This is a genomic window from Lentzea fradiae (assembly GCF_900100955.1).
Lineage (GTDB): Bacteria > Actinomycetota > Actinomycetes > Mycobacteriales > Pseudonocardiaceae > Lentzea > Lentzea fradiae.
The window spans coordinates 443,593-469,021 of sequence record NZ_FNCC01000001.1; the positions used below are offsets into that span (position 1 = coordinate 443,593).

Consider the following 25,429-nt stretch of genomic DNA (forward strand, 5'->3'; position numbering starts at 1 on the left):
GGTCGCCGAGGTGCAGGTCGGACGGGAGGACCCGGCGGTTCCCGGCTCGTCAGGACTCGGGTGCGGTCCGAGGCGTGCGGGCGCCCGAGTCCGACGCCGTCCAGCTGGCCAGGAGGTCCATCGCCTGGCGTGAGGGCGAGCCGGGAGGCGTCGTGTAGACGTACAGCATCATGTCCGGGTCACCGGGCAGCGCGAGCGACTCGTACTCGACGGTCAGCTCGCCGACCAGCGGGTGCCGCAGCCGCTTCGACCCGTGCGTCCGCTGGTGCACCCGGTGCTGCTCCCACCACTGGTCGAAGTCGCTGCTGCGTTCCCGCAGCTCGGCCACGAGCGTGCCGGTGGCCGCGTCGGCCGGGTCCTTGCCGACCTCGAACCGCAGGCTCTCCACCGCGGCACGGGCCTGGTCGCGCCAGTCGATGAACAACGCGCGGGCGCTCTCGTCGAGGAAGATCCACCGCGCGTAGTTGCGCTCCTTCGGCGGCATCGCGTCGAAGTCCGCGAACAACGCCTTCGCCATCCGGTTCGCCGCGAGCACGTCGGTCCGGCGCCCCAGCACCAGCGCCGGCTCCCCGTCGAGCGCGTCGATGAGCTGGTGGAGCCCCGGCCGCACCCGCTGCACGGCCCGCGACCGGCGCGGCGCCGGGTTGGCGGGCAGCCCGATCAGGTCCCGCAGGTGGGTGCGTCCGGCGTCGTCCAGCTCCAGCGCACGCCCGATGGCCTCGACCACCGCCTCCGACGGGTTGATCCGCCTGCCCTGTTCGAGCCGCGCGTAGTAGTCGGCCGACACCCCGGCCAGCAGCGCGACCTCCTCGCGGCGCAACCCCTTGACCCGCCGGACCCGCCCGTCGGAGGGCAGCCCGGCACGGGACGGGTCGACCTGGGCACGGGCGCGGCGCAGGAAGTCGGCGAGTTCGCGGTTGAGTCCGGCCATGCGCCCCATTGTCGGGCAGCCGCGGGCGTCGTGCCTGGACCTCCGAGTCCTCGGTTCGCGAGTTCCTCCCCGCGTCCACACCGGACCGGCGCCCGAGGTGCTGACACGTCCCGCATCGGCCGCTACCGTGACCCGATGCCCACCCCGGTCCCGCGATGAGCCGCTCCCCGAGGCGCCGGTCGGTCGTCGTGGCGAAGCTGGAGGCGGGCCGCGGCGGTACCGCGCAGGCGGCGATCCTGGCCGAGCTGCGGCGGTGCCTGCTGGACGGGGTGCCGCCGGGCAGCGCCATCCCGCTCGACGAGGTGGCGGCGGTGTTCGGGGTCAGCCGGATCCCGGTGCGGGAGGCGCTCAAGACGCTGATCGGCGAGGGCCTGGTCGAGCACCGGCCGAACTTCGGCTACACGGTGGCGAAGCTGACGCCGGAGGAGCTGCACGAGCTGTACGTGGTGCGAGGTGTGCTGGAGGCGGCGGCGTTGGGGGCGGCGGTGTCGCGGGCCACTGCGGCGGATGACGAACTGGCCGCCGACGCGCACGGTGCGCTGGCCGACGCGCTGGCGGCCGGGGACGTGCGGGCCTACCACCGGGAGAGCAGGCGGTTCCACCTCGCGCTGGTGCGGCCGAGTGGCATGAGACGGCTGCTGGACATGTTCGAGTCGGCCTGGAACCTCACCGAACCGTTGCAGCCCATGGCACACGTGCCGGCGGAGGAACGGCGCACGCTGCACGCCGACCACGGCGGCATGCTCGCGGCGTTCACCGGGCGGGACGCGGCGGGGCTGGTGGAGGCGGCCAGGGTGCACCACGAGCGGCTGCGGTCGTCGCTCGCGGCGGTGCCGAGGGACACCGGGCTCTTCGCTGCGGGGCCTTCCGCGGCCTCCCGGGAAGATATACGTCTCCCGTAGCAGCCGGGAAACAACTCCTTCCTACGGTGGCGCCACCCCCACCAGGCAGGAGTGCGGCGATGACAGCGACAGCAACCACCGCGGAACGCGGGCTCGCCTACGACCCGAGACTGACGAACGCCGACCTGGCCCCGTTGGAGAAGCAGACCTGGGGCTCCTACAACATCTTCGCGTTCTGGATGTCGGACGTGCACAGCGTCGGCGGGTACGTCACCGCCGGCAGCCTGTTCCTGCTCGGCCTGAGCGGCTGGCAGGTGCTGGTCGCGCTGCTCGCCGGGATCGGCATCGTGTACTTCTTCTGCAACCTGGTCGCGAAGCCCAGCCAGCAGACCGGTGTGCCGTACCCGGTGATCTGCCGCAGCGTGTTCGGCGTGCTCGGGGCCAACGTGCCGGCGGTGATCCGCGGACTGATCGCGGTCGCCTGGTACGGCATCCAGACCTACCTGGCGTCGGCGGCACTGGACGTGGTGCTGCTCAAGCTCTTCCCGTCGCTGCTGCCCTACGCGAGCGTGCAGCAGTACGGGTTCCTGGGGCTGTCGGCTCTCGGCTGGGCGTCGTTCACGGCGCTGTGGCTGTTGCAGGCGGCGGTGTTCTGGACCGGCATGGAGACGATCCGGCGGTTCATCGACTTCTGCGGCCCCGCCGTGTACGTGGTGATGTTCCTGCTCGCGGGCTACCTCATCGCCCGCGCGGGCTGGGGCGCGATCGACTTCACCCTGGGCGAGGTCGAGCACACCGGCTGGGCGTCGCTGCCGGTGATGTTCGGCGCCATCGCGCTCGTCGTCTCCTACTTCTCCGGGCCCATGCTGAACTTCGGCGACTTCTCCCGCTACGGCCGGTCGTTCGCCGCGGTCAAGCGGGGCAACCTGCTCGGGCTGCCGGTGAACTTCCTCGTGTTCGCCGTCCTCGTCGTCGTGACGGCGTCGTTGACGGTGCCGGTGTTCGGCGAGCTGCTCACCGACCCGGTCGCGACGGTCGCGCGGATCGACAGCACGTTCGCGATCGTGCTGGGGGCGTTGACGTTCAGCATCGCGACGATCGGCATCAACATCGTCGCGAACTTCATCTCGCCCGCGTTCGACTTCTCCAACGTGAGCCCGCGCCGCATCAGCTGGCGCGCGGGCGGCATGATCGCCGCGGTCGGCTCGGTGCTGATCACGCCGTGGAACCTCTACCACAACCCGGAGGTCATCCACTACACGCTGGAGACGCTGGGCGCGTTCATCGGCCCGCTGTTCGGCGTCCTGATCGCCGGGCACTACGTGGTGGCGCGCCAGCAGGTCGACGTGGACGACCTGTTCACCATGTCGCCGGCCGGGAAGTACTGGTACCACAAGGGCTACAACCCGCGCGCGATCATCGCGACCACGCTCGCGTCGCTGGTGGCGATGGTGCCCGTGCTGGTGCCCGCGCTGGCGGACGCGGCGCCGTACAGCTGGTTCATCGGCATGGCGCTCGGCTTCGTCCTGTTCACCCTGCTGTCGCGGGGTCGCCGGTGAAGATCAAGGTCGTCAACCCCAACACCAGCAGGGCCATGACCGCGGCGATCGGCCGCGCGGCCTGCGCGGTCGCCGGGCCGGGCGTCGAGGTGCTGGCCACCTGCCCGGCGATGGGGCCCGCGTCGATCGAGAGCCACTACGACGAGGCGCTCAGCGTGCCGGGGCTGCTCGCCGAGATCGCGGCGGACCGGGCGGACGGCTACGTGATCGCCTGCTTCGGCGACCCCGGCCTGGACGCCGCGCGGGAGCTGGCCGACGGCCCGGTGGCGGGCATCGCCGAGGCGGCCATGCGCACGGCGGCCTACCTGGGCGGCGGGTTCAGCGTCGTCACGACGCTGAACCGCACCACGGGCCGGGCCTGGGACCTCGCGCGGCGGTACGGGCTGGCCGGGTTCTGCCGCGGGGTGACGGCCTGCGACGTGCCGGTGCTGGAGGTGGAGGCCGCGGTGGACACCGTGGTCGCCGCCTGCCGCGCGGCGGTGCGGGCGGACCGCTCGGACGTGGTCGTGCTCGGCTGCGCGGGCATGACCGAACAGCGGGAGGAGATCGAACGCCGGGTCGGCGTGCCCGTCGTGGACGGTGTCCAAGCCGCGGTGCTGCAAGTGGAGTCGTTGGTGCGCATGGGTTTGCGCACCTCCGCTGCTGGTGAGTTCGCCGCGCCGCCGCCGAAACCGTACACCGGCCTGCTGGAGCGGTTCGCGGTGGGCGTGAACTGAGCATCGACGGTGATCGATGGTTGAATTCATCGATCGCCGTCGATACAGTGCGCCTCGCTGGTTCGATGCGGCTCGAAGCGAGGAGTACGTGGTGGACGAATTTCCGGTCGTGGTCGTCGGTGCGGGGCCCACGGGTCTGGCCGCGGCGGCACACCTGGCCGAACGGGGCGAGCGGGTGCTCGTGCTGGAGGCGGGCGACCGCGCGGGGGCCGCTGTGGCGCGGTGGCACCACGTCTGGCTGTTCTCCCGCTGGAGCGAGCTGGTCGACCCGGCGGCGGAGCGGCTGCTCGGTGCCACGGGCTGGGTGCGTCCGGACGACGACGGCTACCCGACCGGTGCGGAGTGGGCGGACCGCTACCTCACGCCGCTGGCCGAGGCCCTGGGCGACCGGGTGCGGTTCGGCGCGCGGGTGACCGGCGTGGCACGCCGCGGCCGCGACCGGGTCGTGGACGCGGGACGTGCGGACGAACCGCTGACCGTGCACGTGGGAGACGAACGGATCACCGCCCGCGCGGTGGTCGACGCGTCCGGCACCTACGGCTCACCGAACCCGCTGGGCGGCGACGGCCTGCCGGCGGCGGGGGAGGAAGCGGCAGCCGAGCGGATCACCTACCGCGTGCCGGACGTCGCCGCGGACCCGTCCCGCTACGCGGGCAGGCGGATCGCGGTCGCGGGCAGCGGCCACTCCGCGCTCACCGCGTTGGTCGCGCTGGCGGACCTGGCGGAACGGGAGCCCGGCACGGAGGTCGTGTGGCTGCTGCGCCGGGGTGAGCCCGGCACGGCCTTCGGCGGCGGCGAGGCGGACCAGCTGCCCGCCCGCGGCGCACTCGGCCTGCGGGCGCGCAAGGCCGTGGAGGCAGGGCACGTCGAGACGGTCACCGGGTTCCGCACCGCGGCGGTGGAACGCGGTGACGACGGCAGGCTCACGCTGACGTCGTCCGGCGGCCACCGCGTGACCGGAGTGGACGAGGTGGTGGCGCTGACCGGGTTCCGGCCCGACCTGTCGTGGCTGTCGGAGATCCGCCTCGACCTCGACCCGGTGCTGCAGGCACCGGCGGCGCTCGCGCCGTTGGTCGACCCGAACGTCCATTCGTGCGGCACCGTGTACCCACATGGTGAAAGCGAGCTGCGGCACCCGGAGCCCGGTGTTTACCTGGTGGGCATGAAGAGCTACGGACGTGCGCCGACGTTCCTGGCGCTGACGGGGTACGAGCAGGTCCGGTCCGTCGCGGCCGCGATCGCCGGTGACCACGAGGCGGCGCGGCGCGTCGAGCTGGTGCTGCCGGAAACGGGGGTGTGCGGGGGTTCCGGGGCGTTCGACGCTCCACAAGAGCCGGACGCTCCGCGCGACCAGGACAGCGGTGGTTGTTGTGGTGCACCGTCGAGCGTGCCGATCACCCTCGTGACCGGTGACCGCTGACACCGAGGCGCGGCCCGGCCTCGACGCCGGGCTGCGCCGCGTGCTGGTCGTCCTGTGCACCACCGAGATCATCAGCTGGGGCGTGCTCTACTACGCCTTCCCCGTGCAGCTGCCGGCGATCGGGGCGAGCACGGGGTGGTCGAACGCGGTGGTCACCGCCGGGTTCTCGGCCAGCCAGGTCGTCGCCGGTCTCGTGGGCATCCCGGTCGGCAGGCTGCTCGACCGGCACGGCCCGCGCGTGATCATGACGACCGGGTCGGCCCTCGCCGCGGTCGCGCTGGTGGCCCTCGCGACCGCGGAGTCGCTGGCGTGGTTCGTCGCGGCCTGGGTGCTCACCGGGGTCGCGATGGCCGGTGTCTTCTACGCGCCCGCCTTCGCCGCCGTGACCCGCTGGTTCGGGCCGCGGCGGGTGACGGCGCTGACGGCGCTGACCCTGGTCGGCGGACTGGCCAGCACGGTCTTCGCGCCGTTGACGGCCGTGCTCACCGGCCGCTTGGACTGGCGTGTCACCTACCTGCTGCTCGCCGGGTTCCTGGCCGTCACCACGGTTCCGTTGCACCTGTGGGGCCTGCGGCTGCCGTGGCCGGCGGCTGAGCACGAGACCGCTCGCGCGCCGTCCTCGGTGGCGCGCAGCAGGACGTTCCTCGTGCTCGTCGTCGCGATGAGCCTGGCCGCGTTCAGCGTGTACGCCGTCGTCGTGAACCTCGTGCCGCTGCTGACCGGACGAGGCATGACGACCTCGGCCGCCGCCGTCGCGCTCGGCCTGGGCGGGGTCGGCCAGGTGCTCGGCAGGCTCGGGTACGCCCGGCTGGCCGCGCGCACGTCGGTGCGGGTGCGGACGTCGCTGGTGCTGCTGGTCGGCGCGGCGGCGACGACACTGCTGGGGCTCGTGCCGGGACCGGCGCTGCTGCTGGTCGCCGGGTCGGTCGTCGCGGGCGTCACGCGCGGGATCTTCACGCTGGTGCAGGCCACCGCCATCACCGACCGGTGGGGACCCGTCCACTACGGACGGCTCAACGGCCTGCTGACCGCGCCCCTCATGCTCAGCTCCGCCATCGCGCCGTGGGCGGGCAGCGCGCTGGCGGCGTGGCTGGGCGGCTACCCGGCGGTCTTCGTGGTGCTGGGCGTGACCGGGGTGCTGGCGGCGGCGCTGTCCACCGCCAGCGTGCCGCGCCTCTGAGCCCGCTTCCGCAAGTGCCGTCCGTAACACCCCGCCCACACACGACTCCCTTTCGTGTTTCCCGTCGGGTACGCGGGGGCCCTACGTACTGTCTGCGGGTACGTAGGGCCCCCGCGTTCCCAAGCCGCGTCACGGAGAGGAGTTGGGACCGCTGGATGGATGACGCGCGGGCGGGTGGGAGGGACGGCGGGACGGGACCTCCGAAAGCGACCACTCAGCCCGCCGCGTTCATCAGGTCCACCGCGCTGTGCTGGCGCGCGGCGTCGCTGCGCTGGAACGGGCCGGCCCAGGGCTGGTCGTACGAGTCGGCGCTGGACCGGTCCCGCGCGTGCGCGGTGTCGGCCTGGCGGCGCAGGTACGAGGTGTACGGGCGGTCCGGCAGCGCCCTGTTCAACGCGGCGAGGCCGCGGACGTAGATGCCCTTGAAGGACGGGACGTCGCCGCCACCGCCGTCGTCGAACAGGATGCCGCCGGGGTTGAGGAACGCGGAGGTGGTCGACGCGTCCGCCAGCGCGCGTGCCTTGGTGAGCAGGCTCGGGTCGCCGGTGGCCCGGTGCAGCTCCACCAGCGCGGCGAGCGGCACGCCCTGGTTGTAGCTCCACGGCGTGCGGTTGTTGTTGGCGCACGTGGAGGTCAGGCCGTCGTTGACGAGACCGGAGCTGTTGATCATCCGGCTGTTCAGGAACCAGGTCCAGCCTGCCAGCGCCCGTTGCAGGTAGACGGTGTCGCCGAGGATCCTGTTGTGCAGCGCGGCGTTCAGCTGGACGTACAGCGAGTTCGCGATGGCGTTCTTGTAGTTCTTGGAGGAGCTCCACCAGATCCCGCCGCCGCACACCGAGTCCCAGAACCGGAAGATGTGGTCGGCGCCCGCTTTCGCGGTGGCGAGGTACCTGCTGTCGCCGGTCAGGTCGTAGGCGGCCAGCCAGGTGAGGCCCCACCAGGCGACGTCGTCGTTGTAGTCGTTGATGAAGTCGCCCTGCCAGGCCGAGCGGTTGAGGTCGTAGGTGCGGGCGATGGCGTAGCGGTACCCGGTCATGCCGGTGAGCCGGATGTTGTCGATGACGGCGTTGAGCGCGTTGGCCGAGTTCCACCAGCCGGTCGTGTCGAACAGGCCGGTGCTCAGGTTGTAGCGCTGCATCAGCGCCGTCGCCGCGGCCGTGCGCCGGTCCCAGGCGTTCCAGGTCGTGCGGTACCAGCTGGTGCACGCGATCGTGGACGACCCGGCGGGACGCCCGCACGCGCGCAGCAGCCCGACGCCGAGACCGGCCCAGTCGTCCACGTTGAACATCATCGTGCGCCAGTCGCCGAAGCCCGGCGGGACCGCTGTGTCGCCCAGCCGCGATCCCGCGCCCCAGCTGACCCCGGCGTCGAACGACCGGTCCAGCCACACCTCGTCACCCGGCTGGACCGCACCGGCGATGGCGCCCCACCCCATCGCGTCGGTGTCGTCGAACCGCAGGGAGACCTGCCGCCCGGCGACCACGACGGTCTGGGCGAGGCGGTTCGACGGTGCGAGCGCCGGGTCACGCGCGTCGCAGTACCTGTTGCAGACGACGGCCGCCGGGGCCGGGGGAGTGCTCGTGCCGGGGCGGTGGGGTGAACGCCGGGCGCTGAGCGGCAGGGACGGGTCCCGGTCGTCGCAGTAGTAGTCGCAGTCCACAGCGGAGTCGACTGGTGGCGGCGCCGTCACGGGTACAACGGAGAACACCAGCGTGGACGCCAGAAACGCAGCTCTCAGCATGAGAACCTCCCGGTGCTGGGTGGGCGGCTCGGGGCGTGGGTGAGAGCGCTTTCACCCCTGAGGTTAGGGTTCGCGCGTTTCGGGCGTCAACGTCGCGGACTGGTCAGGTTTTTGTCATGACCGCTGGTCAGGCCATCGGGATGGTGCCGCGGCGCCACTGCCAGTGGCCGCCCGCCTCGAGGTGCTCGACGACGGCGCGCTGCAAGGCCGTGCGGCGGGGCAGTTCGTGCAGCGGGGTGGTCAGGCTGCGGAAGACGAACCGCAGCACCTCGACGTCGGGGTCGATGCCCTCCGGCGCCTCGTAGGGCTCCAGCTCGAACCTGTCCTGGAACCGGATGATGTTCGAGTCGGCGGGCAGGTGCTCCCGCAGCCGCGGGTCGAGCAGCCACGAGCCGCAGGAGAACACGGTGCGGTGCTCGTCGGGGAAGTGCCGGGGGAAGAACGCGCGGGCCTCGTCGAGCGACGCCGTCACGGCCTCCGGGGCGAGCGGCCCGGAGTCGGGGATGTGCAGGGCGATCTCACCGTCGGCGCGCTGGTGCTGCAACCGGCCGAGCTCGTAGAGCCCGCCGCGCACGTGCAGCGTGAGCCAGCTCCGCATGACCGGCCAGCCTTCGCCCCGCATCCGCCGGTCGACCGCGAGGTTGCGGCCCAGGTCCGCGAGGGTCGCCCAGGACACGGCCTCGGGGACGCCGTGGTCGCGGTGGTAAAGCAGGACGACGTCGACCAAGGCCAGGTACACGTGGGCGTACAGGTGCCGCCAGGCGGGGCCGCGGTCGCGCGGCAGCTCCGGTCCCGGCACCAGCCAGCCGGCCCCGCCGAGGTCGGCCCGCACCAGGGCCGTCGACCGGTCGCGCAGCCACCGCAGCTCCGGCGTCCAGTGCGGGGAGTCCTGGTCCGGCCAGCTCGCGAGGATCTCGGCGGCGTCGTCCGGCGGTACCGCCAGCCGGTCGAGCAGCGCGGGCGCGGTCCCCTTGTCCGGCGGGGGAACCGGCGGCACGTCACCGGCGAGCCGGTGCACGTGCTCGGCTTCCTCGACGGGCACTCCGAGTCGTGCGGCGATGTCCTCAAGATCCACAGAGCGACTCTATCCGCACTTCACCGGGGGAGCCCGTCGTTTTTCGGCGGAGTATCGCGGCGGTGAACCTTCTGGGTCCGAAGCGATTGTCCGGAGGGTCTTCCGCGTTTTCGAACGGTTTCGAAAAGACTTTCGAATGTGATGCGTGTCACAACAAGCTCCTCGACATTGGCCCGCGCCTCGTGATCAATCGTTCGCGGTCGGGTCCGCGACGTGTGTCAACGTCGTCGGGGTGCGCCGATCGCGCTGGTTCATTGAAGGAGTTTCGCGTGTCAATTGGCAGGCGGAAGTGTTGTCTTCCGGTTGGAGAAAGGCCCTAGAGTTCTCGGTGGCGCGAAACCCGCGCCAGCTCCGGAATGTCTCTTTCCGGATTTGTTGTGTCGATCGCAAGGAGGAGATCACATGCTTTCTGCGGACATCCAGGACCTGTTCGAGCTCGACGTCGAGGAGCTGGAGCTGGTGGACACGCCGGTCCCGGCGCCCGCCCAGGCGGCGCCGCCCCGCACGATCACCACCTGCGCGATCTGCTGATCACCGGCGGGCCCCGTCGCACGGCGGGGCCCGCCCCACGACTGCCTGGGGGACGGTGACATGGACACCCGCTTCGTCGCTTCGGACCGGTTTCTCCTGCGTGCGCCCGTGCTGCCGAGGGTGCGCCTGCGGCCGTCCGAGGCCGGGGTGCGCGAGCGCGTGGAAGCGCCGATGGTGCGGGAGGCCGTCGCCGTCGCCAGTCCCGCGCTGAGCGAGGCGGTGGGCAAGCTGCTCGCGGGCCACGAGCCGCCGGACGCGGCGGCACGGCGGCTGCGGGGCGCGCTGGCGCGGTACGAGCTGCGCATGGCCGGGCGGCCGACCCCGTTCGGCCTGCTCGCGGGGGTGGCGGTCGGCCGGTTCGCGGCCACCGCGGACGCCGGCCTGGGTACCCACCACCGCAGGCACGTCCACCCCGACCACGGCTGGCTCCACGAGTGGGCGACCGAGCTGGAGGCCGATCCGGGGGTCCTCGCCGGGCTGGAGGTCACCGCGAACACCCTGTGCACGCGGCACGGCGGACGGCTCGTCGTGCCTCGCGGGACACGCCTGGCCGGTGTGCGCCGCACGCCCGCGGTCGCCCGCATGATCGAGATCGCCGCCACCCGGCCGATCGCCGTGCACGAGCTCGTCCGCGTCGTCGGGAAGGAGTTCCCCGGCGTGCGGCGGTCCGGGTTCGCCGCGCTGGTGAGGCAGCTGGTGCGGCTGGGGTTCCTGCAGACGGAGCTGCGGCGGCCGGGGAGGTCGTTCGACGACCTGGTCCGCCTGCTGCCCGCGGAATCGTCGCACGGCGAACGTGCCGAACTGGTCGCCAAGACCGTCGACGTCTACCGGCGCAGTCCGGTGGGGAACGGCGCGGACGATTTGTCCGCTGTGCGGAGAGCGGCCGGTGCGGACAATCCGGTACAGGTCGATCTCGAATTGGACGCACGCGTCCGTCTGCCGTATCGAGTAGCCAGAGAAATAGAACGCGCCGCCGACGCCGTGTGGCGTCTTTCCGCTCACGAAAACATGCGTTCTCGCAACCTCGTCGATTTTCACGCACGCTTCTTGGAAAGATACGGAATCGGCGAGCCGGTGCCGGTGCTCGACCTGCTCGACCCGGACGCGGGCATCGGGCCGCCCGCCGGGTACGAGCAGCCGTGGTCGGCCTCGGAGGCGGAGCAGGACGGCTCCCGGCACGCCGTGCTGACCCGGCTGCTGGCGGAGGCGCTGGCCGACGGAGTCACCGAGGTGGTGCTCGACGACGACCTGATCGCCCGGCTCTGCCCACCCGGTGGCAGCCCGCCCGCCGCGGTGGAGCTGTTCACCACGCTGCACGCCGCCTCCGCAGAAGCGCTGGAGCGCGGCGACTTCGAGCTGGTCGTCAGCCCGCTGGCCGGAACCCAGCAGGGCGGCGCGTCGCTCGCCCGGTTCGGCCACCTCCCCGAGGTGCGCGGCCTGCTCGCCGAACTGGCGGCGGTGGGGGCGGACGACCGGCTGCCGGTGCAACTCGTGCACGCCACGACGAACCCACGTGACGCCAACCTGGCGCGTGCACCGCAGGTGCTGTGCCACACGCTGGCGGTCGGAGTGCCCGGACTGCCGGGTGCTCTCATGCCGGGCGACATCGTGGTCACAGCGGACGAGCGGCGGTTGCGGCTCCACTCGCTGTCGCTCGGCCGTGAGATCGCTCCACGCGTGCTGCACGTGCTGGACATCAGCGCGGCGGCACCCGAGGTCGTCCGGTTCCTCTGGGACGTGTCGCTGATGGGCGTGCGCACCCTGAAACCGTGGGACTGGGCCGGGTTGCGGGACGCCCCGTTCCTGCCCGCGGTCCGGTACGGGCGCACGGTGCTCTCGCCGGCCCGGTGGCGGGCAGGCGAGGCGGAGGTGGGCGCGGACGAGGCGCTCGCCGCGTGGAGGCGGAGGTGGCGGGTACCGGACCGGGTCCGCGTGACGCACCACGACCAGCAGCTGTGCCTGGACCTCACGTCACCCGAGCACCGCGCGCTGCTGCGCGACGAGCTGCGCAAGTCCGGTGGCACGGTGGTCTTGTGCGAGGACCGCGCACCCGCGCTGGACGAGGGCTGGCTGCGCGGACCGGACGGAGCCCACGAGGCGGAGCTGGTCGTCCCACTGGTCGCGGTCGAGCCCAAGAGCCGTCCGGCACGGCCGTCAGCTCCGTTGCGCACCAAGCCCGTGGCGCACCTTCCCGGTGGCGACTGGGTGTCCGCGCACGTCCTGTGCTCGGCGCGGCGGCAGCGCGAGGTCCTGGTGTCCCACCTGGGGCCGTGGCTCGACACGCTGGAGTCCGTTGTGGACAGATGGTTCTTCGTGCGCTACCAGTCGCAGGACGAACCACCGCACATCCGCCTGCGGCTGCACGGCGACGTGCTCCCGCAGGTGCGCGACCAGGTGGCGGCGCTGGTGGACGCGAGGCTGTCCGGCGGCTTCTCGGTCCACCCCTACCGCCCCGAGGTCGAACGGTACGGCGGCGAGCCGCTCCTCGGTTTGGCGGAACGGTTCTTCGCCGCGGACAGCGGACTGGCACTGCGCAAGATGAGCGCCGCACAGGACTCCATCGCCGTCGCCGCCGACGTGACCGCGCTGGTCCGCTGCTTCCACGGCGTCCAGCACAGCGCCGAGTGGCCGTCGTGGCTGCTGTCCGCGATGCCCAAGAACGAGGCGACGCACCAGGCGTTCGCGCACCGGCGCGGTGACGCGCTGGCGGCGATCACCCTGGAGCCCGTGGCGGCGGACCGCGAGTGGGGCGAAGTGCTGTCCCGGTACGGGAAAGAGGCCCGTGCGCTCGCGGAGTCCCACGCATGGGTGTCGCCCGACGAGATCCTCCGCGCTCTCCTGCACCTGCACTGCAACCGCCGGCTCGGTGCGGACTTCCGGGCGGAGGCCGAGGTGTACGCGATGGCGCGTGGCGCGGTGCAGGCACACGTGGACCGCAGGAGACACGCGCGGTGACCGTCCTGGCGTGGCTGGAGGACGCCGTCCGCAGGCTCAGCAGACCTGAGGAGGTGGACCTGGGCAACGGTGACTGGCCGCACCACCCGATGTCGCTCGCGGACGGGCACTGCGGCTTGGCCGTGCTGTTCGCGCGGGCCGGTGACAGGACGCCGGAGCTGCGCGCCGCCGCCCACGACCACCTGGCCACCGCCGCGACCTCCCGAAGGCCACCCGTCGAGAACCTGTTCGACGGCCTGCCGTCGCTGGGGTTCGCCGCCCGCAGCGCCGCGCGGGCGGAGGGCGACTACCGGGGTGTGCTCGCCAAGATCGACCCGCACGTGCTGCGCTTGGCCGGGAACGTGCTCGGCGCCGAGGAGACGCGCCTGCTCGCCCGCGAGCCCGGCGCCAGGATGGCTTGCTACGACGTCACCTCCGGGCTGACCGGGATCGGCAGGTACCTGCTTGCCGCCGGGCCGCCCGCCCGTCCCGTGCTGGAGCGGCTGCTGAGGTACCTGGTGCGGCTCACCGACCCGGTGCGGGTGCGCGGCCACCGCGTGCCGGGCTGGTGGACCCCGGACCCGTCGCTGCTCGCGAACCCGGTCGCGCACCCGGACGGTCACCTCAACCTCGGGATGGCGCACGGGATCTCCGGCCCGCTGGCCCTGCTGGCGCTGTGCCACGCGGACGGGGTCGTGGTCGAGGGGCACGACGAGGCGATCCACCGCGTCACGACCTGGCTGCTGTCCCGCCGCGGCACCGACGAGCACGGCCGGTACTGGCCCGCGCTGGTGCCCCTGGACGACGAGGTGGCGGGCACCGCCGACGCGCTGCCGCCGAGCCGGGTCGCCTGGTGCTACGGAGCACCGGGGGTCGCGCGGGCCGTGCAGCTCGCCGGGATCGCGCTGGACGAACCCGAGTGGGAGGCCGAGGCGAGGTCGACGCTGAGGGCGGCGTTCCGGCGGCCACGGGAGCAGTGGGGCCTGCGCGACGCGTCCCTCTGCCACGGGTCCGCGGGCGTCCTGCACGCCACCAGGCTCGTCCTCGGCGCCGATGCGGACGTGCTGCCCGCCCTCTACGACCACCTGCTGGACCAGCGCGACGGCCACACGGTCGTCACGGTGCCGCCCGACCGGCCGGGGTTCCTCGACGGCGCGGCCGGGACGTTCCTCGCGCTGCACGACCACCTCGCCCCCGTGCTGTCACCGGCGTCCCTGCCGTGGGACGCCGCGCTGGTGCTGAGGTGAGCACCCGCACGCACACCGGCCACGGGATCACCCTGCTGACGACGGCGACCGCCGTCTCCGCCACGGGCAACGGGTTCGGGCGGATCGCCGTGACGTTCGGCGTGCTGCAACTGCCGGGTGGGACCGCGCAGGGCCTGTCCGTCGTGCTGGCGTGCCTTGTGGTGCCGCAAGTCCTGTTCGTCGTGTTCGGCGGGGTGCTGGCCGACCGGGTGAGCCGGTTCCGGCTGCTCGTGCTGTCCGACGTCGTGTCCGCGCTGGCCCACACGGGCTTTGCCGCCGGACTGTGGTGGCACGCCTCGATCCCGGTGCTGGCCGCGTTCGCCGCCGTCGCCGGGACCGCGCAGTCGGTGTCCGGACCGGCCGTCGTCGGGCTGGTGCCCGAACTCGTGCCCGCGGACCGGCTGCAACAGGCGAACAGCCTGGTGATGACCGCCGTGCGCGGCGCGGACCTGGCCGGCACCGCGCTGGGCGGCTTCGTCGTCACGTGGCTGGGGTCGCCCGCGACGGTCCTGTTGAACGCCGCGTCCTTCGCCGTCGGCGCGGCGCTGCTGTCCTTCCTGCGGCTGCCCGCACGGGTGCGCGCCGAGTCCGGGTCCGTGCTCGCGGACCTGCGGCTCGGCTGGCGGGAGCTCACCGGCAGGAGGTGGTTGTGGAGCACGGTGATCGTGCTGTCGGCCACCTCGGGCGTGCTCGCCGCGACGATGGGCGTCCTGGGACCGCTGGTCGCCCTGGACACCTGGGACAGCGTCCGGGCGTGGTCGCTGATCGCCGCGGCGAGCACGGCCGGGATGCTGTGCGGCGCCGCGGTCTCCGCGCGGCTGCGGCCCGGCCGGCCGGTGCGGGCCGGGCTGCTGCTGTTGCCGCTCCTGGCCGTGCCGCTGGTGCTGCTGGCCGGTGGCGCGTCACCGTGGCTGGTGGCCCCGGCGATGTTCGGCGCGGGGCTCGCCACCGACGTGTTCGGGGTGCTGTGGCACACGACCCTGCAACGCCAGGTGCCGCAGGACGTGCTCGCCAGGGTCGCGTCCTACGACTGGCTGGGAACGATGGTGCTCGCCCCGGCAGGCGTGCTGGTCGCGGCGCCGCTCAGCACCGCCTTCGGCACCGGTCCGGTGCTGGTGGGGTGCGCCGTGCTGGTGGCGGCGTCCTCACTCGGGGCCTTGGCGTCCCGCGAGGTGCGGAACCTCCGGTGAGCGCCACGCCCGGCGCTCCTGCCCGCGCGGGTCCTCGGTCGGTCCGCTGTCCACGTCGAACCGCATGGTGGTGCGCCGGTCGGCCGTGTACCGCGTCCAGCCGGGGTCGCCGGTGCGGGCGAAGCGGACCCAGCTGTCGTGCACCAGCGCGGCGAGTGACGACGGCGGTTCTCCGGTGCCCAGCAACCGGTTCGGACCGCGCAGCGACGGAAGCTCCGTCCGCCCGAACACGAACGGGAGCTCGACCGTGTGCGTGGCGCCCAGCTCACCGTCGAGCGCGGGTGACCGCCACGCGAACTCGTAGGCGAACGCCTGGCCGGTCGAACGTTCGGCGTGCGCCTCGGTCAACGCCCACGTGCCCGCACCGAACAGGGCGTCGCCCAGGACGGCCGAACGGATCTCCGCGTCCGCCGCCGCCGGCCTCGCCTCGCGGTAGGTCTTCACGAGCCGGGCCGGGTCGGGGTGCGCCTGCGCGGCCACCTCGTCGACGTCCGCGGCCGTCGAACCGGCGTACTTCCCGAACGGCACCAGGTACAGGTGGCCCTCCTCGGCGTTCGCGCCGATGAGCAGGTCCACGTCCAGGCCGCGCCCGGCCGCGACGGCGTCCGCCGGTTGCGTGCCGAGCACCAGGCTGAACGGGCTGAGCCCGACGAGCGGGTCGGTGTGCGTCTCGGTCCGCAGGCCGATGCCCGCGAGCCGCCCCGCCGTGTCGACGAGGACCTCGTCGGACAGCCCCGCGAACGCCGCGGCGGTCGCCTCCACCCCGAGCAGCTCGGTGGCCGCCCGCGTGACACGTGCCGCCTGCTCCGGGGAGAAGGCGCCCAGCCCGCTTCCACTTTGGACGATCGCCCGCCGGAACAGGCCGCCGGCCCGCGGTGTGGCGAGGACGCCGCCGACGACGGTCGCCCCCGCGGACTGGCCCGCCAGCGTGACGTTGCCGGGGTCGCCGCCGAACGCGGCGATGTTCTCGCTGACCCAGCGCAGCGCGGCGACGACGTCGAGCAGGCCGCGGTTGGCGGGGGCGTCCGGGAGGTCGAGGAACCCCGCGATGCCGAGCCGGTAGTTGACGGTGACGAGGACGACCCCGGACCGGGCGAACGCCGACCCGTCGTACAGCTCGGACCGGCCGGAACCCGCGACGAAACCACCGCCGTGCACGAACACCAGGACCGGCAGGCCGGTGGCGGCCGGGTCGGGCGTCCAGACGTTGACCGTGAGGTAGTCCTCGCCGCGGTGCCAGCCCTCGCCGAAGTAGGGGCGCATGTCCATGCTGCCCAGCACCCGCGCCGCCTGGGGAGCGGTGGGGCCGAACGCCGTCGCGTCCCGCACGTCCTGCCACGGCTCGTGCTCCACGGGAGGGGCGAACCGGCCAGCGCCCGTCGGAGCGGCCGCGTACGGGATGTTCAGGAAAGCGGTTACCCCGTTGCTCCTCACGCCTCGGACCGGTCCCTTGGTGGTGCTGACCTCCATCCCGATCACCTCCCGTACGGGGCGAAAGGCGCCCAGTCCTTGACGGCGAACGCGTCCGCCGTGCGGGAGACCTCCACGGCGCCCCCGCCGGGGAAGTGCGCGGGGAACACGAGCGCGTGGGTGTCCGCGGCCTCGCCGAGGACACGGCGGCGGGTGGCGCGTGCCTGGGCGGGGTCCTCGCAGAAGCAGCTGTTGGCGTGGGGCTCGGCCAGCTGCACCGGGCTGTGCAGCATGTCGCCCACGAACACCGCGCGGTCGGTGCCGGAGGTCAGGGTCAGGAGGCTGGAACCGGGGGTGTGGCCGGGCGCCGGTTCCAGCCGCAGGTTCGCGTCGATCTGGTGGCTGTGCTCCCACAGCACCGCCTGTCCCGCCTGGTGCACGGGCACGACGCTGTCCTCGAAGACGTTCTGGTTGCCGCGGCCGAACACCGTCGGCCGGTTGTTCCCGGGGTTCCAGAAGTCGAAGTCGGCCTTGGGCATCAGGTAGGTGGCGTTGGGGAACGTCGGCACCCACTCGCGGTCGTCCAGGTAGGTGTTCCAGCCGACGTGGTCGATGTGCAGGTGGGTGTTCACGACCAGGTCCACGTCCTCGGGGCGGACGCCGGCCTGTTCCAGGTTGGTGAGGAAGTCGCTGCTGCGGTGGCCCCAGAGAGGCGCGTACGGGCGCTCCTTGTGGTTGCCGGCGCCCGTGTCGACGAGGATGGTCTTGCCTTCGCTGCGCAGAACCCAGGTCTGCAACGCGGTGTGCACGGTGCGGGTGGCGCGGTCGAGGAACTCCGGCGCGAGCGACGGTTCGTCCCACGCCTGCCGCGAGGACTCGGGGAAGAAGACCTCGGGCGTCATGTCCGCCGAACCGTAGTACTCGTGCACGCGGGTGACGGACACCTCGCCCAGCTCGATCGTGTCGCTGTACGTCATGTCCCCGATGCTCGTCCGGAGCGCGTCCCGGCAACCAGACCCGCTCCTGCGTATCCCCGGCGGGGACACCCTCACACGAGGCACCGCCGCCGCTGACCGGTCCCGGCGCAGTGGCGCACGCCTCCGGTCCCTGAGATGCGAATCAGGTGGACGTCAGGGATGAACCCTGATGGCACGGAGCCCCGCCACGGGCAAGCTTGGAGGCGTCAAGGGAGATCCACACCAGCACGAGGAGAGTCATGAGCGAGTCCACGCCGGAGTCCGCCCGCACCACCGTCGACTCGGTGGTCGACGCCGTCCGCGGCCTGGTCAGCGAAGGCGTCAACCGCCGGGTGGTCGTCCGCGACACCCACGACGACGTCCTGCTCGAGGTGCCGGTGGCTCTCGGGGTCGTCGCGGCGCTCGCCGCTCCGGTGGTCACGACCATCGGTGCCGGTGCGGCGCTGGTCGGCAAGTACCAGATCTCGGTGGAGGACCGCCGGAAGCCGGGCACCCAGCCCGCCACGACGGTCGACGCCGAGTAGGGGGAGCGCAGGGGGTTCGTGGTGGTGCCGCTGCCTGGGGAGGCGGGGGTGCGGGGGAGTTCGAGGTGGTGCCGTCGGCCGGGGAGGCGGCGGGGCCACCAGACCACAAGGGGAGTCGAAGAAGAGGCGATGCCGCTGTCCGGGGAGACAGCGGCATCGTCGCGTACGAGGGCCGTGCCAAACCGGAACCGGGGAGTTCTGGTGGTGCCGGGACGGGTTGTCTAGGGTGTCGGCCATGGTGCGACCACGGCGGGTGACGACGCCCGTCGCCGGGCTTTCGGTGTTGCTCGTGCTGTCCGTCGTGGCCTGGGTCGGCGGGGACGCGGTCATCGAGCGGCTCAACGCGGTGCGGTGTACCGACCCGGCGACGGTCCTGGTCACCGCCGCGCCCGCGGTCGCGCCCGCGCTCGGGGCCGCGGCGGAGGGGCTCGGGGCGGGGGACGACTGCTTCCGGGTCGAGGTGAAGGCGGAGGCCGCGCGCGAGACCATGAGCCGCCTGGTCGAGGACCGCGGCGAGTCGCCGTCGGTGTGGGTGCCCGAGTCGACGATGTGGCTGCGGCAGGCGCGCGACTCCGGTGCGTGGCGGGTGCCGGAGTCCGGCACGTCGGTCGCGATGTCGCCGGTCGTGCTGGCCGTCAAGGACCCGGCGAAGGGCGCGAGCTGGCGGGAGCTGATCGGGCCCGGTGCCACGGCGGTCGCCGGGATCGCCGACCCGGCGAAGGACCCGGCCAGCCTGTCGGCGCTGCTGGCGCTGCGCGGGTTCGCGTCGGGGGAGAAGGACCCCGCGACCGCGGCGGTCGCGGCCATCCGGCCCGTGTCGGCCGACTACGCCGAACGCGCCGAGGACCTGTTCACCCGGCCGCTGGACGTGTTCCCCACCTCCGAGCAGGAGCTGGAACGGCACAACTCCACGCCCGGCGCGACCCGGCTGACGGCGGTCGCCGCGGAGAGCCCCGTGCCGCCGCTTGACTTCCCGTACGTGGTGCTCCCCGACGCGGGGGAGGCGCAGCGGGCGGGTGCCGAGAAGTTCCTGGCACACCTGCGGTCGGGGGCGAACCTGGAGAAGTTCGGCCTGCGGGCGCCCGACGACGGCGCTCCCGGCCTGGACCAGAGCTCCGTGGACGAGACGCTGCGGGTGTGGAGCGGGCTGACGCTGACCGCGCGGGTGCTGGGTGTGCTGGACGTGTCCGGCTCGATGAACCAGATCGTGCCCAGGACCGGCACCACCCGGATGGCGCTCGCGGTCGCCGCCGCCGAGCGCGGGCTCGGGCTGTTCAAGCCGGGCACGCAGATCGGCCTGTGGAAGTTCTCCACGAAGCTCGACGGGGACAAGGACCACAAGCAGATCATCCCGTTCGCGTCGGTCCGCGAGCACCTGGCCAACGGCGAGGCCATCGCCGCGGTCAGGGCGACCCGCGCCACCGCCAACGGGGCGACCGGCCTCTACGACACCACGCTGGCCGCCTACCAGGAGGCCAGGAAGAGCTGGGAGCTCGGCCGGATCAACATCGTCATCATCATGACCGACGGCCGCAACGAGGACTCCGACTCGATCACCCAGCGCCAGCTGCTCGACGAGCTGGCCAAGCTGCAGGACAAGCGCAGGCCGCTGCCGGTCATCGCGATCGGGATGGGGCCGGACGTCGACGTCGACGAGCTGACGAGGATCGCGGACGCGACGGGCGGCCGGGCGTTCACGACCGCGGACCCGGCGGGCATCGGCGAGATCTTCGCGCAGGCGCTGAGCAGCATGCTGTGCCAGCCGCCCGCCTGCCGTCCCCAGTAGAACTCCTGCTCGGACACGGTTACCAGTGAGGACTACCCGGTGGTAACTTCTCGCGCCATCGAGAGACTGAAGATCGCGCACCGGAACCCGACGACGTGGGTGCTCCTCGCACTCACGGCGCTGTCGTTCGCCCAGCGGCCCGGCAAGGCCACCTTCGACACCAAGCTCGACCTGGTCGTGAACCCGGTCGGCTTCCTCGGCAGGGCGCTGCACCTGTGGAACCCCGCGGCGACGGCCGGTGAGCTGCAGAACCAGGCGTACGGCTACTTCTTCCCGATGGGGCCGTTCTTCGCGGCGGGCCAGCTCCTGGGCGTTCCCGCGTGGGTCACCCAGCGGCTGTGGTGCGCGCTGCTGCTCTGCCTCGCCTTCTACGGCGTGCTGCGGCTCGCCCGCGCGTTCGGTGTCGGCCGCGAGCCGACGCGGTACGCCGGTGCGCTGGCCTACGCGCTGGCCCCGCGCGTGCTCACCGAGATCGGTCCGCTGTCGGCGGAGATGCTGCCCGCGGTGATGCTGCCGTGGGTGCTGCTGCCGCTGGTGCGGGCCGACCGGATCGGGTCGCCGCGCCGGGCAGCCGCCCTGTCCGCGCTCGCGGTGCTCGGGATGGGCGGCATCAACGGCGCGATGGTCGTGATGGCGCTGGTCCTGCCGGGGATCTGGCTGCTGACCCGCCGGTGGAACGCCGCGCACGTGCGGCTCGTGCTGTGGTGGGCGGCCTGCGTCCTCGCCGTCGCGCTGTGGTGGATCGTGCCGCTGCTGCTGCTCGGGCGGTACAGCCTGCCGTTCCTCGACTACATCGAGTCCGCGGCGAACACGACCGCGCCGATGTCGCTGTTCCAGGTGCTGCGCGGCACGAACCAGTGGGTCGCGTACGTGCTGCAGGGCGAGCCGTGGTGGCCGAACGGGTTCCTGCTCGTCGACAACCCCGTGCTGATGGCCGGCACGGCGCTGGTCGCGTTGATCGGCGTCGTCGGGCTGGCCAGGCTCGGCCTGCCGGAACGCCGGTTCCTGGTGCTGGGCACGCTCGCCGGGGTGACGCTGCTGACCGTCGGGTACGTCGGCTCGCTCGACTCGCCGCTCGCGGAGGTCGTCCGCGGCCTGCTCGACGGGCCGCTCGCACCGCTGCGCAACGTGCACAAGTTCGAACCCGTGCTGCGGTTGTGCCTGGTCCTCGGGTTCATCCACGGCCTGCACCTGACCAGGCCCACCGGCATGAGGGCCGCTCCCGAGCACTGGCGGCGCCGCGTGCGGGCCGGGGTGGCGCTGGCGCTGATCGTCGTCGTGTCGGCGCCCGCGTGGCTGCTCACCCTGCGTCCCGGCCTCGGCTGGTCGGACGTGCCGGGGTACTGGCGCGAGGCCACGGGCTGGCTCGCCGAGCAGGACGGACGGGCCAGGACGCTGCTGCTGCCCGCGACCGGGTTCGGCCAGTACACCTGGGGCCGGACGGCGGACGAGCCGATGCAGTCGCTCGCCAAGTCGCCGTGGGCGGTGCGCAACCAGATCCCGCTCGGCTCCGAGGGCAACACGCGGTTCATGGACGCCGTCTACGACGCCCTCGCCGACGGACGCGGCTCGGCGGGTCTCGCGGACTTCCTCGCCCGCGGCGGCTTCCGCTATCTGCTGCTGCGCAACGACATCGCGCGCGATGCGACCAGCTCGCCGCCGCTGGCCGTGCTGCGGCAGGCGTTGCGGGGCTCACCGGGCATCGAACGGGTCGCCGAGTTCGGGCCCGAGGTGCGGATGAGCGACCAGAAGCTGGTCAGCTCCGTCGACGCGGGCGCGGGCGGCCGGGCGCTGGAAGTCTTCGAGGTGAAACGGGACGTGCCCGTCGTGTCGGCGGTCGACGTCGCGGACGTGCCGACGGTCAGCGGCGGGCCGGAGTCGCTGCTGCCGCTGCTCGCGCAGGGACTCGTGCGGGCCGACCAGCCCACCGTCCTCGCCGGGGACGCCGGGGAGCGGACCGGGGAGCTGCTCGTCACCGACGGCCTGCGGCGCAAGGAGCGCAACGTCGGCAGGGTCGCCGACAACCTCAGCCAGACGATGTCGGAGGACGAGGCGTCCCGGCAGGGCAGGGTCGCGCTGGACGTGTCGCCGTTCCAGGACGTCACGCACCAGACCGCGGCCGAGTACCGGGGCATCCGGGCCGTCCGCGCGTCCACGTCGACCGCCTACGCCGACGCGGCGGGGGCGATCGACCCCGCCAACTCGCCGTTCGCCGCGGTCGACGGCGACGGCGGCACCGCGTGGCACTCGTCGAGCTTCACTGGGCCGGTCGGGCAGTGGCTGGAGATCGAGCTCGACACCCCGCGCTCGGTCGGCGAGGTGACGCTGGACCTCGTCGAGGACCTGCGGGTGGGCTGGCCGGTCACCCGGATCAGGCTCACCACGGACACCGGTTCGATCGAGCACGACGTGCAGCCGGGCGGCGGCCCGCGGACCTACCCGGTCCGCCCCGGCCTCACCAGCACCGTGCGCGTCACGATCGTGCGGCTCGCCGCGGACCGCCAGGACGGCAACGCGGGCGTCAAGGAGCTGACCGTGCCGGGCATGACGGCCCAGCGGGCGCTGCGCGTGCCGGACGACCGCGAGTCGGCGGCGCCCGGCTTCTCGTTCACCCGCGGCAGCCAGGCCCGTCCCGCCTGCTACCGGACGGACGGGGTGGTGCGGTGCGACTCGGCGCTGTCCCGGTTCGGCGAGGAGGTCAACGGCCTCACCCGGCTCTTCCGGACCTCCGAGGCGGGCAGGTTCGCCGTCGCCGCGACGGTCGTGCCCGCGTCGGGCGGCAGGAACCCGGTGACGCCGGACGGCTTCACCGTGGCCGGCTCGACGTCGCTCGCGGGCGACGTGGCGGCGACCGCGCTGTCCGCGGTGGACGGCGACCCCGGCACGTCGTGGGTGCCGGACGTGACCGACCTGCGGCCGACGCTCACGCTGACCTGGCAGGGCAAGCGCACGATCGAGGAGTTCCGCGTCGAGACGCCGGACGGCACCCGGCGGCCGGTCGAGCTGGAGGTCCGCACGGACGCCGGGACCGAGATCGCCCGGCTCGGTGCCGACGGGGCCGTCTCGATCCGGCCGGCGGAGACGGAGAAGCTCGAGCTGGTCGTGCTGGAGTCGGGTGGCGCCGGTCCCGCCGGGATCGGGGAGCTGCGCGTGCCCGCGCTCGACGGCGTCCTGAAGCCGGTGCCCGCGACGACCCCGTTCACCGTGCCATGCGGTCAGGGACCGGTCATCGACGTGGACGGCAAGAAGATCACCAGCTCGGTCTCGGGCGAGCTGGGCGACCTCGTGGCGGGCCGCGCCCTCAAGGCGACCCTGTGCGACGACGACCTGGCGACGGCGCTGGAGCTGGAGGCGGGCGACCACGTGCTGACCACGACCAGGTCGGACTCGTTCGTCGTGCAGGACGTCTCCGTGACGCACCTCGACCTGCCGAAACCGGCCGCCCGGCACCGTGACGTCACCGTCACGACCTGGGACGCCACCGAACGCGAGGTCACCGTCGCCGCGGGCGCGCAGGCGCTGCTCGTGGTGCCGGAGAACGTCAACGACGGCTGGCAGGCCACCCTGAACGGGCAGGTGCTGGAGACCGTCCGGGTCGACGGGTGGCAGCAGGGCTACGTCCTGCCCGAGGGCGACGGCGGCGTGGTGGCGCTGACGTTCACCCCGGACAGCCGGTACCGGACGGGCCTGCTCGCCGGTGTGCTCGGCGCGCTGGCGGTGCTGGTGCTCGCGGCGTTGCCGGTGCGGCGGCGGATCGAGTTCGTCGCGCCTTCGGAGAGCCGCTGGCTGGTGGCCGCGATGCTGGTGCTGCTGGCCGTGCTGGGCGGGATGCTGCCGATCGTGGCCGTGATCGCGTGCCTGCTGGCGCGCGAGTTCTGGGCGGCGGCACCGAAGGTGATCGCGTGGACGGGCGGCGTGCTGGGAACGGCGACCGCCGTGCTGGGCCGGATTCTCGGCCACGGTCAGGAGTGGGCCTACTCCCCGGTGGCGCAGGCCGCGCTGATGGTGGCGCTGTCGGCGGTGGTCGCGTCCGCGTTCCGGCCGTTCACACCGCGTCACCAGGCCGGGAAGGAGCCTCCAGAGGAGGACGAGGCCGAACGGACGGTGCCGGTCGCGCCCGTCACGCCCTGACCTTCCCGCGAGCCTCGATGACGGTGCCCGCGACCACCAGCCCGGCCGTCGCGAGCAACGCCCCCGTGACGACCTGGCCCACGGAGTCGTTCAGCCACAACGTGATCAGCGCGACCTCGGCGGCGACGGCGATCCACACGGCGAGGGTGGAGCGCCGGTCGCCGCTCGCGATCCGGGAGAACAGCAGCAGCTGCACCAGCGCGAGGCACGACCCGACGAGCGCGAACTGCCACAACGGGATCGAGTCGCCCTCGTAGTTCGCGCCGCCGACCAGCGCCACGCCCAGCGGCCCGAACAGCGCGCACCCGGCGACGACGAACGCGTCCAGGCCGGCGCACACCGCCAGCGCTCTCGGCAGCATGCGCCGCCGGTCGTCCGCGACGGCCATGCGCGGCAGCACGAGCACGCCGATCGCCTGGGGCAGCCAGTAGGCGATCTTCGTGACGACCGCGCCGACGGCGTAGCCGCCCGCCTGGTCGGCGAGCTGGTGCCGGGCCAGCACGAGGTCGAGGTTCACCAGCAGCACCAGCGCCAGCATGGCCTGCGACGCGTGCAGCACGTCCGGTCCGCCCGCTGGCCGTGCCGGGCGGGGACGGCCGCACAGCCGCCACCCGGTCAGCACCACCAGGAACGACCCGGCCGCGGTGCCCGCCAGCACCGACGCGGACGTGGGCGAGATCCACAGGCCCAGCACGCCGCCGCCGACCTTGCCCAGCCCTTCCAGCGAGACGAGGAGCGCCAGGGAGCCGAACCGGTGCGTGCCCTGCAACAGCCCGTGCAGGACGCCGAGGACCGTGAGCGGCGCCAACGAGAGCGCGAGCCACACGACCGGCCACGGGCCGTCGAGGTGCAGCAGCCGGGCGAGCAGCGGCACGGCGGCCAGCGTCAGCACGGTCATGCCCGCGCTCACGGCGAGACCCAGCCCGAACAGCGGACGCGGGCCGAGGCTCGTCACCCGCAGGGCCGCGACGGTCTGCAGGCTCATCGCGGGCACCACGCCGATGACGACGAGCGCGAGCAGTGCGCTCAGCTCGCCGAAGACCGCGGGGGCCAGGATACGGGCCGCCGCGATGGTCAGCACGTAGCTGGCCGCGTTCGCGCCGAGCAGCGCGCCCGTGATCAGCAGGGCGTCGAGCCGGGTGGTGGTCGGTGCCGGAGCGGACACGCGGGATCCTTCCGGTGCGGGTCTGCCTGGGTGTGCGACAGGGGCTACCCGTGAGTACTACTGGCCGGTA

The 25,429-nt window shown here is 73.1% G+C and carries 18 protein-coding genes; 12 read left to right on the top strand and 6 right to left on the bottom strand.

All coding sequences use genetic code 11. The annotated features are described in order from the left end of the window. Window positions 1–49 precede the first annotated feature (49 nt). Window positions 50–931: a helix-turn-helix transcriptional regulator gene (locus BLT23_RS02090; protein ID WP_090044876.1), complete on the bottom strand. Its 882-nt coding sequence runs from the start codon at window positions 929–931 to the stop codon at window positions 50–52. A gap of 155 nt (window positions 932–1,086) precedes the next feature. Between BLT23_RS02090 and BLT23_RS02095 the strand changes: the two genes are divergently transcribed. The 5 genes from BLT23_RS02095 (at window position 1,087) to BLT23_RS02115 (ending at window position 6,648) form a co-directional block, all read left to right on the top strand. Then, on the top strand, window positions 1,087–1,833 hold the full coding sequence (locus tag BLT23_RS02095; protein ID WP_090044878.1) for a GntR family transcriptional regulator: 747 nt from the start codon (window positions 1,087–1,089) through the stop codon (window positions 1,831–1,833). Between the two features lie 59 nt (window positions 1,834–1,892). Further along, window positions 1,893–3,332, top strand: a complete 1,440-nt coding sequence (locus BLT23_RS02100; RefSeq protein ID WP_090044880.1) for an NCS1 family nucleobase:cation symporter-1 — start codon at window positions 1,893–1,895, stop codon at window positions 3,330–3,332. After that, entirely contained in the window at window positions 3,329–4,048 is a 720-nt protein-coding gene (locus BLT23_RS02105) for an aspartate/glutamate racemase family protein (RefSeq protein WP_090044882.1), read from the top strand. Before BLT23_RS02100 ends, BLT23_RS02105 begins: the two co-directional genes overlap by 4 nt. A 91-nt stretch (window positions 4,049–4,139) precedes the next feature. Further along, complete coding sequence (locus BLT23_RS02110) at window positions 4,140–5,468, top strand: FAD-dependent oxidoreductase (protein WP_090044884.1); 1,329 nt, start codon at window positions 4,140–4,142, stop codon at window positions 5,466–5,468. Beyond that, window positions 5,458–6,648, top strand: coding sequence for an MFS transporter (locus tag BLT23_RS02115; protein WP_090044886.1), 1,191 nt, complete (start codon window positions 5,458–5,460; stop codon window positions 6,646–6,648). The genes BLT23_RS02110 and BLT23_RS02115 overlap by 11 nt, the downstream gene beginning before the upstream one ends. A gap of 214 nt (window positions 6,649–6,862) precedes the next feature. Here the strand turns inward: BLT23_RS02115 and BLT23_RS02120 are convergent, their stop codons facing one another. Then, on the bottom strand, window positions 6,863–8,389 hold the full coding sequence (locus BLT23_RS02120; RefSeq protein ID WP_090044888.1) for a glycoside hydrolase family 76 protein: 1,527 nt from the start codon (window positions 8,387–8,389) through the stop codon (window positions 6,863–6,865). A gap of 127 nt (window positions 8,390–8,516) precedes the next feature. After that, window positions 8,517–9,464 carry an acyltransferase domain-containing protein gene (locus tag BLT23_RS02125; RefSeq protein WP_090044891.1) on the bottom strand — a complete coding sequence of 316 codons (948 nt, stop codon included), beginning with the start codon at window positions 9,462–9,464 and terminating at the stop codon, window positions 8,517–8,519. Window positions 9,465–9,866: 402 nt separating this feature from the next. Here BLT23_RS02125 and BLT23_RS41985 point away from each other — a divergent pair, with 402 nt between their 5' ends. From BLT23_RS41985 to BLT23_RS02140, 4 genes are read left to right on the top strand one after another with little or no spacing between them, the layout of a single operon-like run. Beyond that, complete coding sequence (locus tag BLT23_RS41985) at window positions 9,867–9,995, top strand: hypothetical protein (protein WP_281248812.1); 129 nt, start codon at window positions 9,867–9,869, stop codon at window positions 9,993–9,995. A 60-nt stretch (window positions 9,996–10,055) separates the two neighbouring features. Next, window positions 10,056–12,950 carry a lantibiotic dehydratase gene (locus BLT23_RS02130; protein ID WP_090044892.1) on the top strand — a complete coding sequence of 965 codons (2,895 nt, stop codon included), beginning with the start codon at window positions 10,056–10,058 and terminating at the stop codon, window positions 12,948–12,950. Continuing rightward, entirely contained in the window at window positions 12,947–14,176 is a 1,230-nt protein-coding gene (locus tag BLT23_RS02135) for a lanthionine synthetase C family protein (protein ID WP_176946550.1), read from the top strand. Before BLT23_RS02130 ends, BLT23_RS02135 begins: the two co-directional genes overlap by 4 nt. Continuing rightward, window positions 14,173–15,366, top strand: coding sequence for an MFS transporter (locus BLT23_RS02140; protein ID WP_176946551.1), 1,194 nt, complete (start codon window positions 14,173–14,175; stop codon window positions 15,364–15,366). Before BLT23_RS02135 ends, BLT23_RS02140 begins: the two co-directional genes overlap by 4 nt. On the opposite strand, the gene BLT23_RS02145 is transcribed toward BLT23_RS02140, so the two are convergent. After that, window positions 15,322–16,836: a carboxylesterase/lipase family protein gene (locus BLT23_RS02145; protein WP_090045698.1), complete on the bottom strand. Its 1,515-nt coding sequence runs from the start codon at window positions 16,834–16,836 to the stop codon at window positions 15,322–15,324. The genes BLT23_RS02140 and BLT23_RS02145 overlap by 45 nt on opposite strands. 5 nt (window positions 16,837–16,841) lie before the next feature. Further along, window positions 16,842–17,753, bottom strand: a complete 912-nt coding sequence (locus BLT23_RS02150; protein WP_090044898.1) for an MBL fold metallo-hydrolase — start codon at window positions 17,751–17,753, stop codon at window positions 16,842–16,844. 239 nt (window positions 17,754–17,992) lie between these two features. Here BLT23_RS02150 and BLT23_RS02155 point away from each other — a divergent pair, with 239 nt between their 5' ends. From BLT23_RS02155 to BLT23_RS02165, 3 genes are all read left to right on the top strand, one after another. After that, window positions 17,993–18,277, top strand: coding sequence for a DUF4342 domain-containing protein (locus BLT23_RS02155; RefSeq protein WP_090044900.1), 285 nt, complete (start codon window positions 17,993–17,995; stop codon window positions 18,275–18,277). Between the two features lie 235 nt (window positions 18,278–18,512). After that, window positions 18,513–20,063, top strand: a complete 1,551-nt coding sequence (locus BLT23_RS02160; RefSeq protein WP_090044902.1) for a substrate-binding and VWA domain-containing protein — start codon at window positions 18,513–18,515, stop codon at window positions 20,061–20,063. A gap of 39 nt (window positions 20,064–20,102) precedes the next feature. Further along, window positions 20,103–24,194, top strand: coding sequence for an alpha-(1->3)-arabinofuranosyltransferase (locus BLT23_RS02165; protein WP_245743453.1), 4,092 nt, complete (start codon window positions 20,103–20,105; stop codon window positions 24,192–24,194). Here the strand turns inward: BLT23_RS02165 and BLT23_RS02170 are convergent. Next, window positions 24,184–25,359, bottom strand: coding sequence for a lipopolysaccharide biosynthesis protein (locus tag BLT23_RS02170; protein ID WP_090044904.1), 1,176 nt, complete (start codon window positions 25,357–25,359; stop codon window positions 24,184–24,186). The genes BLT23_RS02165 and BLT23_RS02170 overlap by 11 nt on opposite strands. Between the last annotated feature and the right edge of the window lie 70 nt (window positions 25,360–25,429).

Bases quoted from the DNA above. Each gene is read 5' to 3' on its own strand.
- BLT23_RS02100 (WP_090044880.1), top strand. From the start codon at position 1,893: ATGACAGCGACAGCAACCACCGCGGAACGCGGGCTCGCCTACGACCCG.
- BLT23_RS02155 (WP_090044900.1), top strand. From the start codon at position 17,993: ATGAGCGAGTCCACGCCGGAGTCCGCCCGCACCACCGTCGACTCGGTG.
- BLT23_RS02095 (WP_090044878.1), top strand. From the start codon at position 1,087: ATGAGCCGCTCCCCGAGGCGCCGGTCGGTCGTCGTGGCGAAGCTGGAG.
- BLT23_RS02160 (WP_090044902.1), top strand. From the start codon at position 18,513: ATGGTGCGACCACGGCGGGTGACGACGCCCGTCGCCGGGCTTTCGGTG.
- BLT23_RS02150 (WP_090044898.1), bottom strand. From the start codon at position 17,753: ATGACGTACAGCGACACGATCGAGCTGGGCGAGGTGTCCGTCACCCGC.
- BLT23_RS02130 (WP_090044892.1), top strand. From the start codon at position 10,056: ATGGACACCCGCTTCGTCGCTTCGGACCGGTTTCTCCTGCGTGCGCCC.
- BLT23_RS02090 (WP_090044876.1), bottom strand. From the start codon at position 931: ATGGCCGGACTCAACCGCGAACTCGCCGACTTCCTGCGCCGCGCCCGT.
- BLT23_RS02120 (WP_090044888.1), bottom strand. From the start codon at position 8,389: ATGCTGAGAGCTGCGTTTCTGGCGTCCACGCTGGTGTTCTCCGTTGTA.
- BLT23_RS02145 (WP_090045698.1), bottom strand. From the start codon at position 16,836: ATGGAGGTCAGCACCACCAAGGGACCGGTCCGAGGCGTGAGGAGCAAC.
- BLT23_RS41985 (WP_281248812.1), top strand. From the start codon at position 9,867: ATGCTTTCTGCGGACATCCAGGACCTGTTCGAGCTCGACGTCGAGGAG.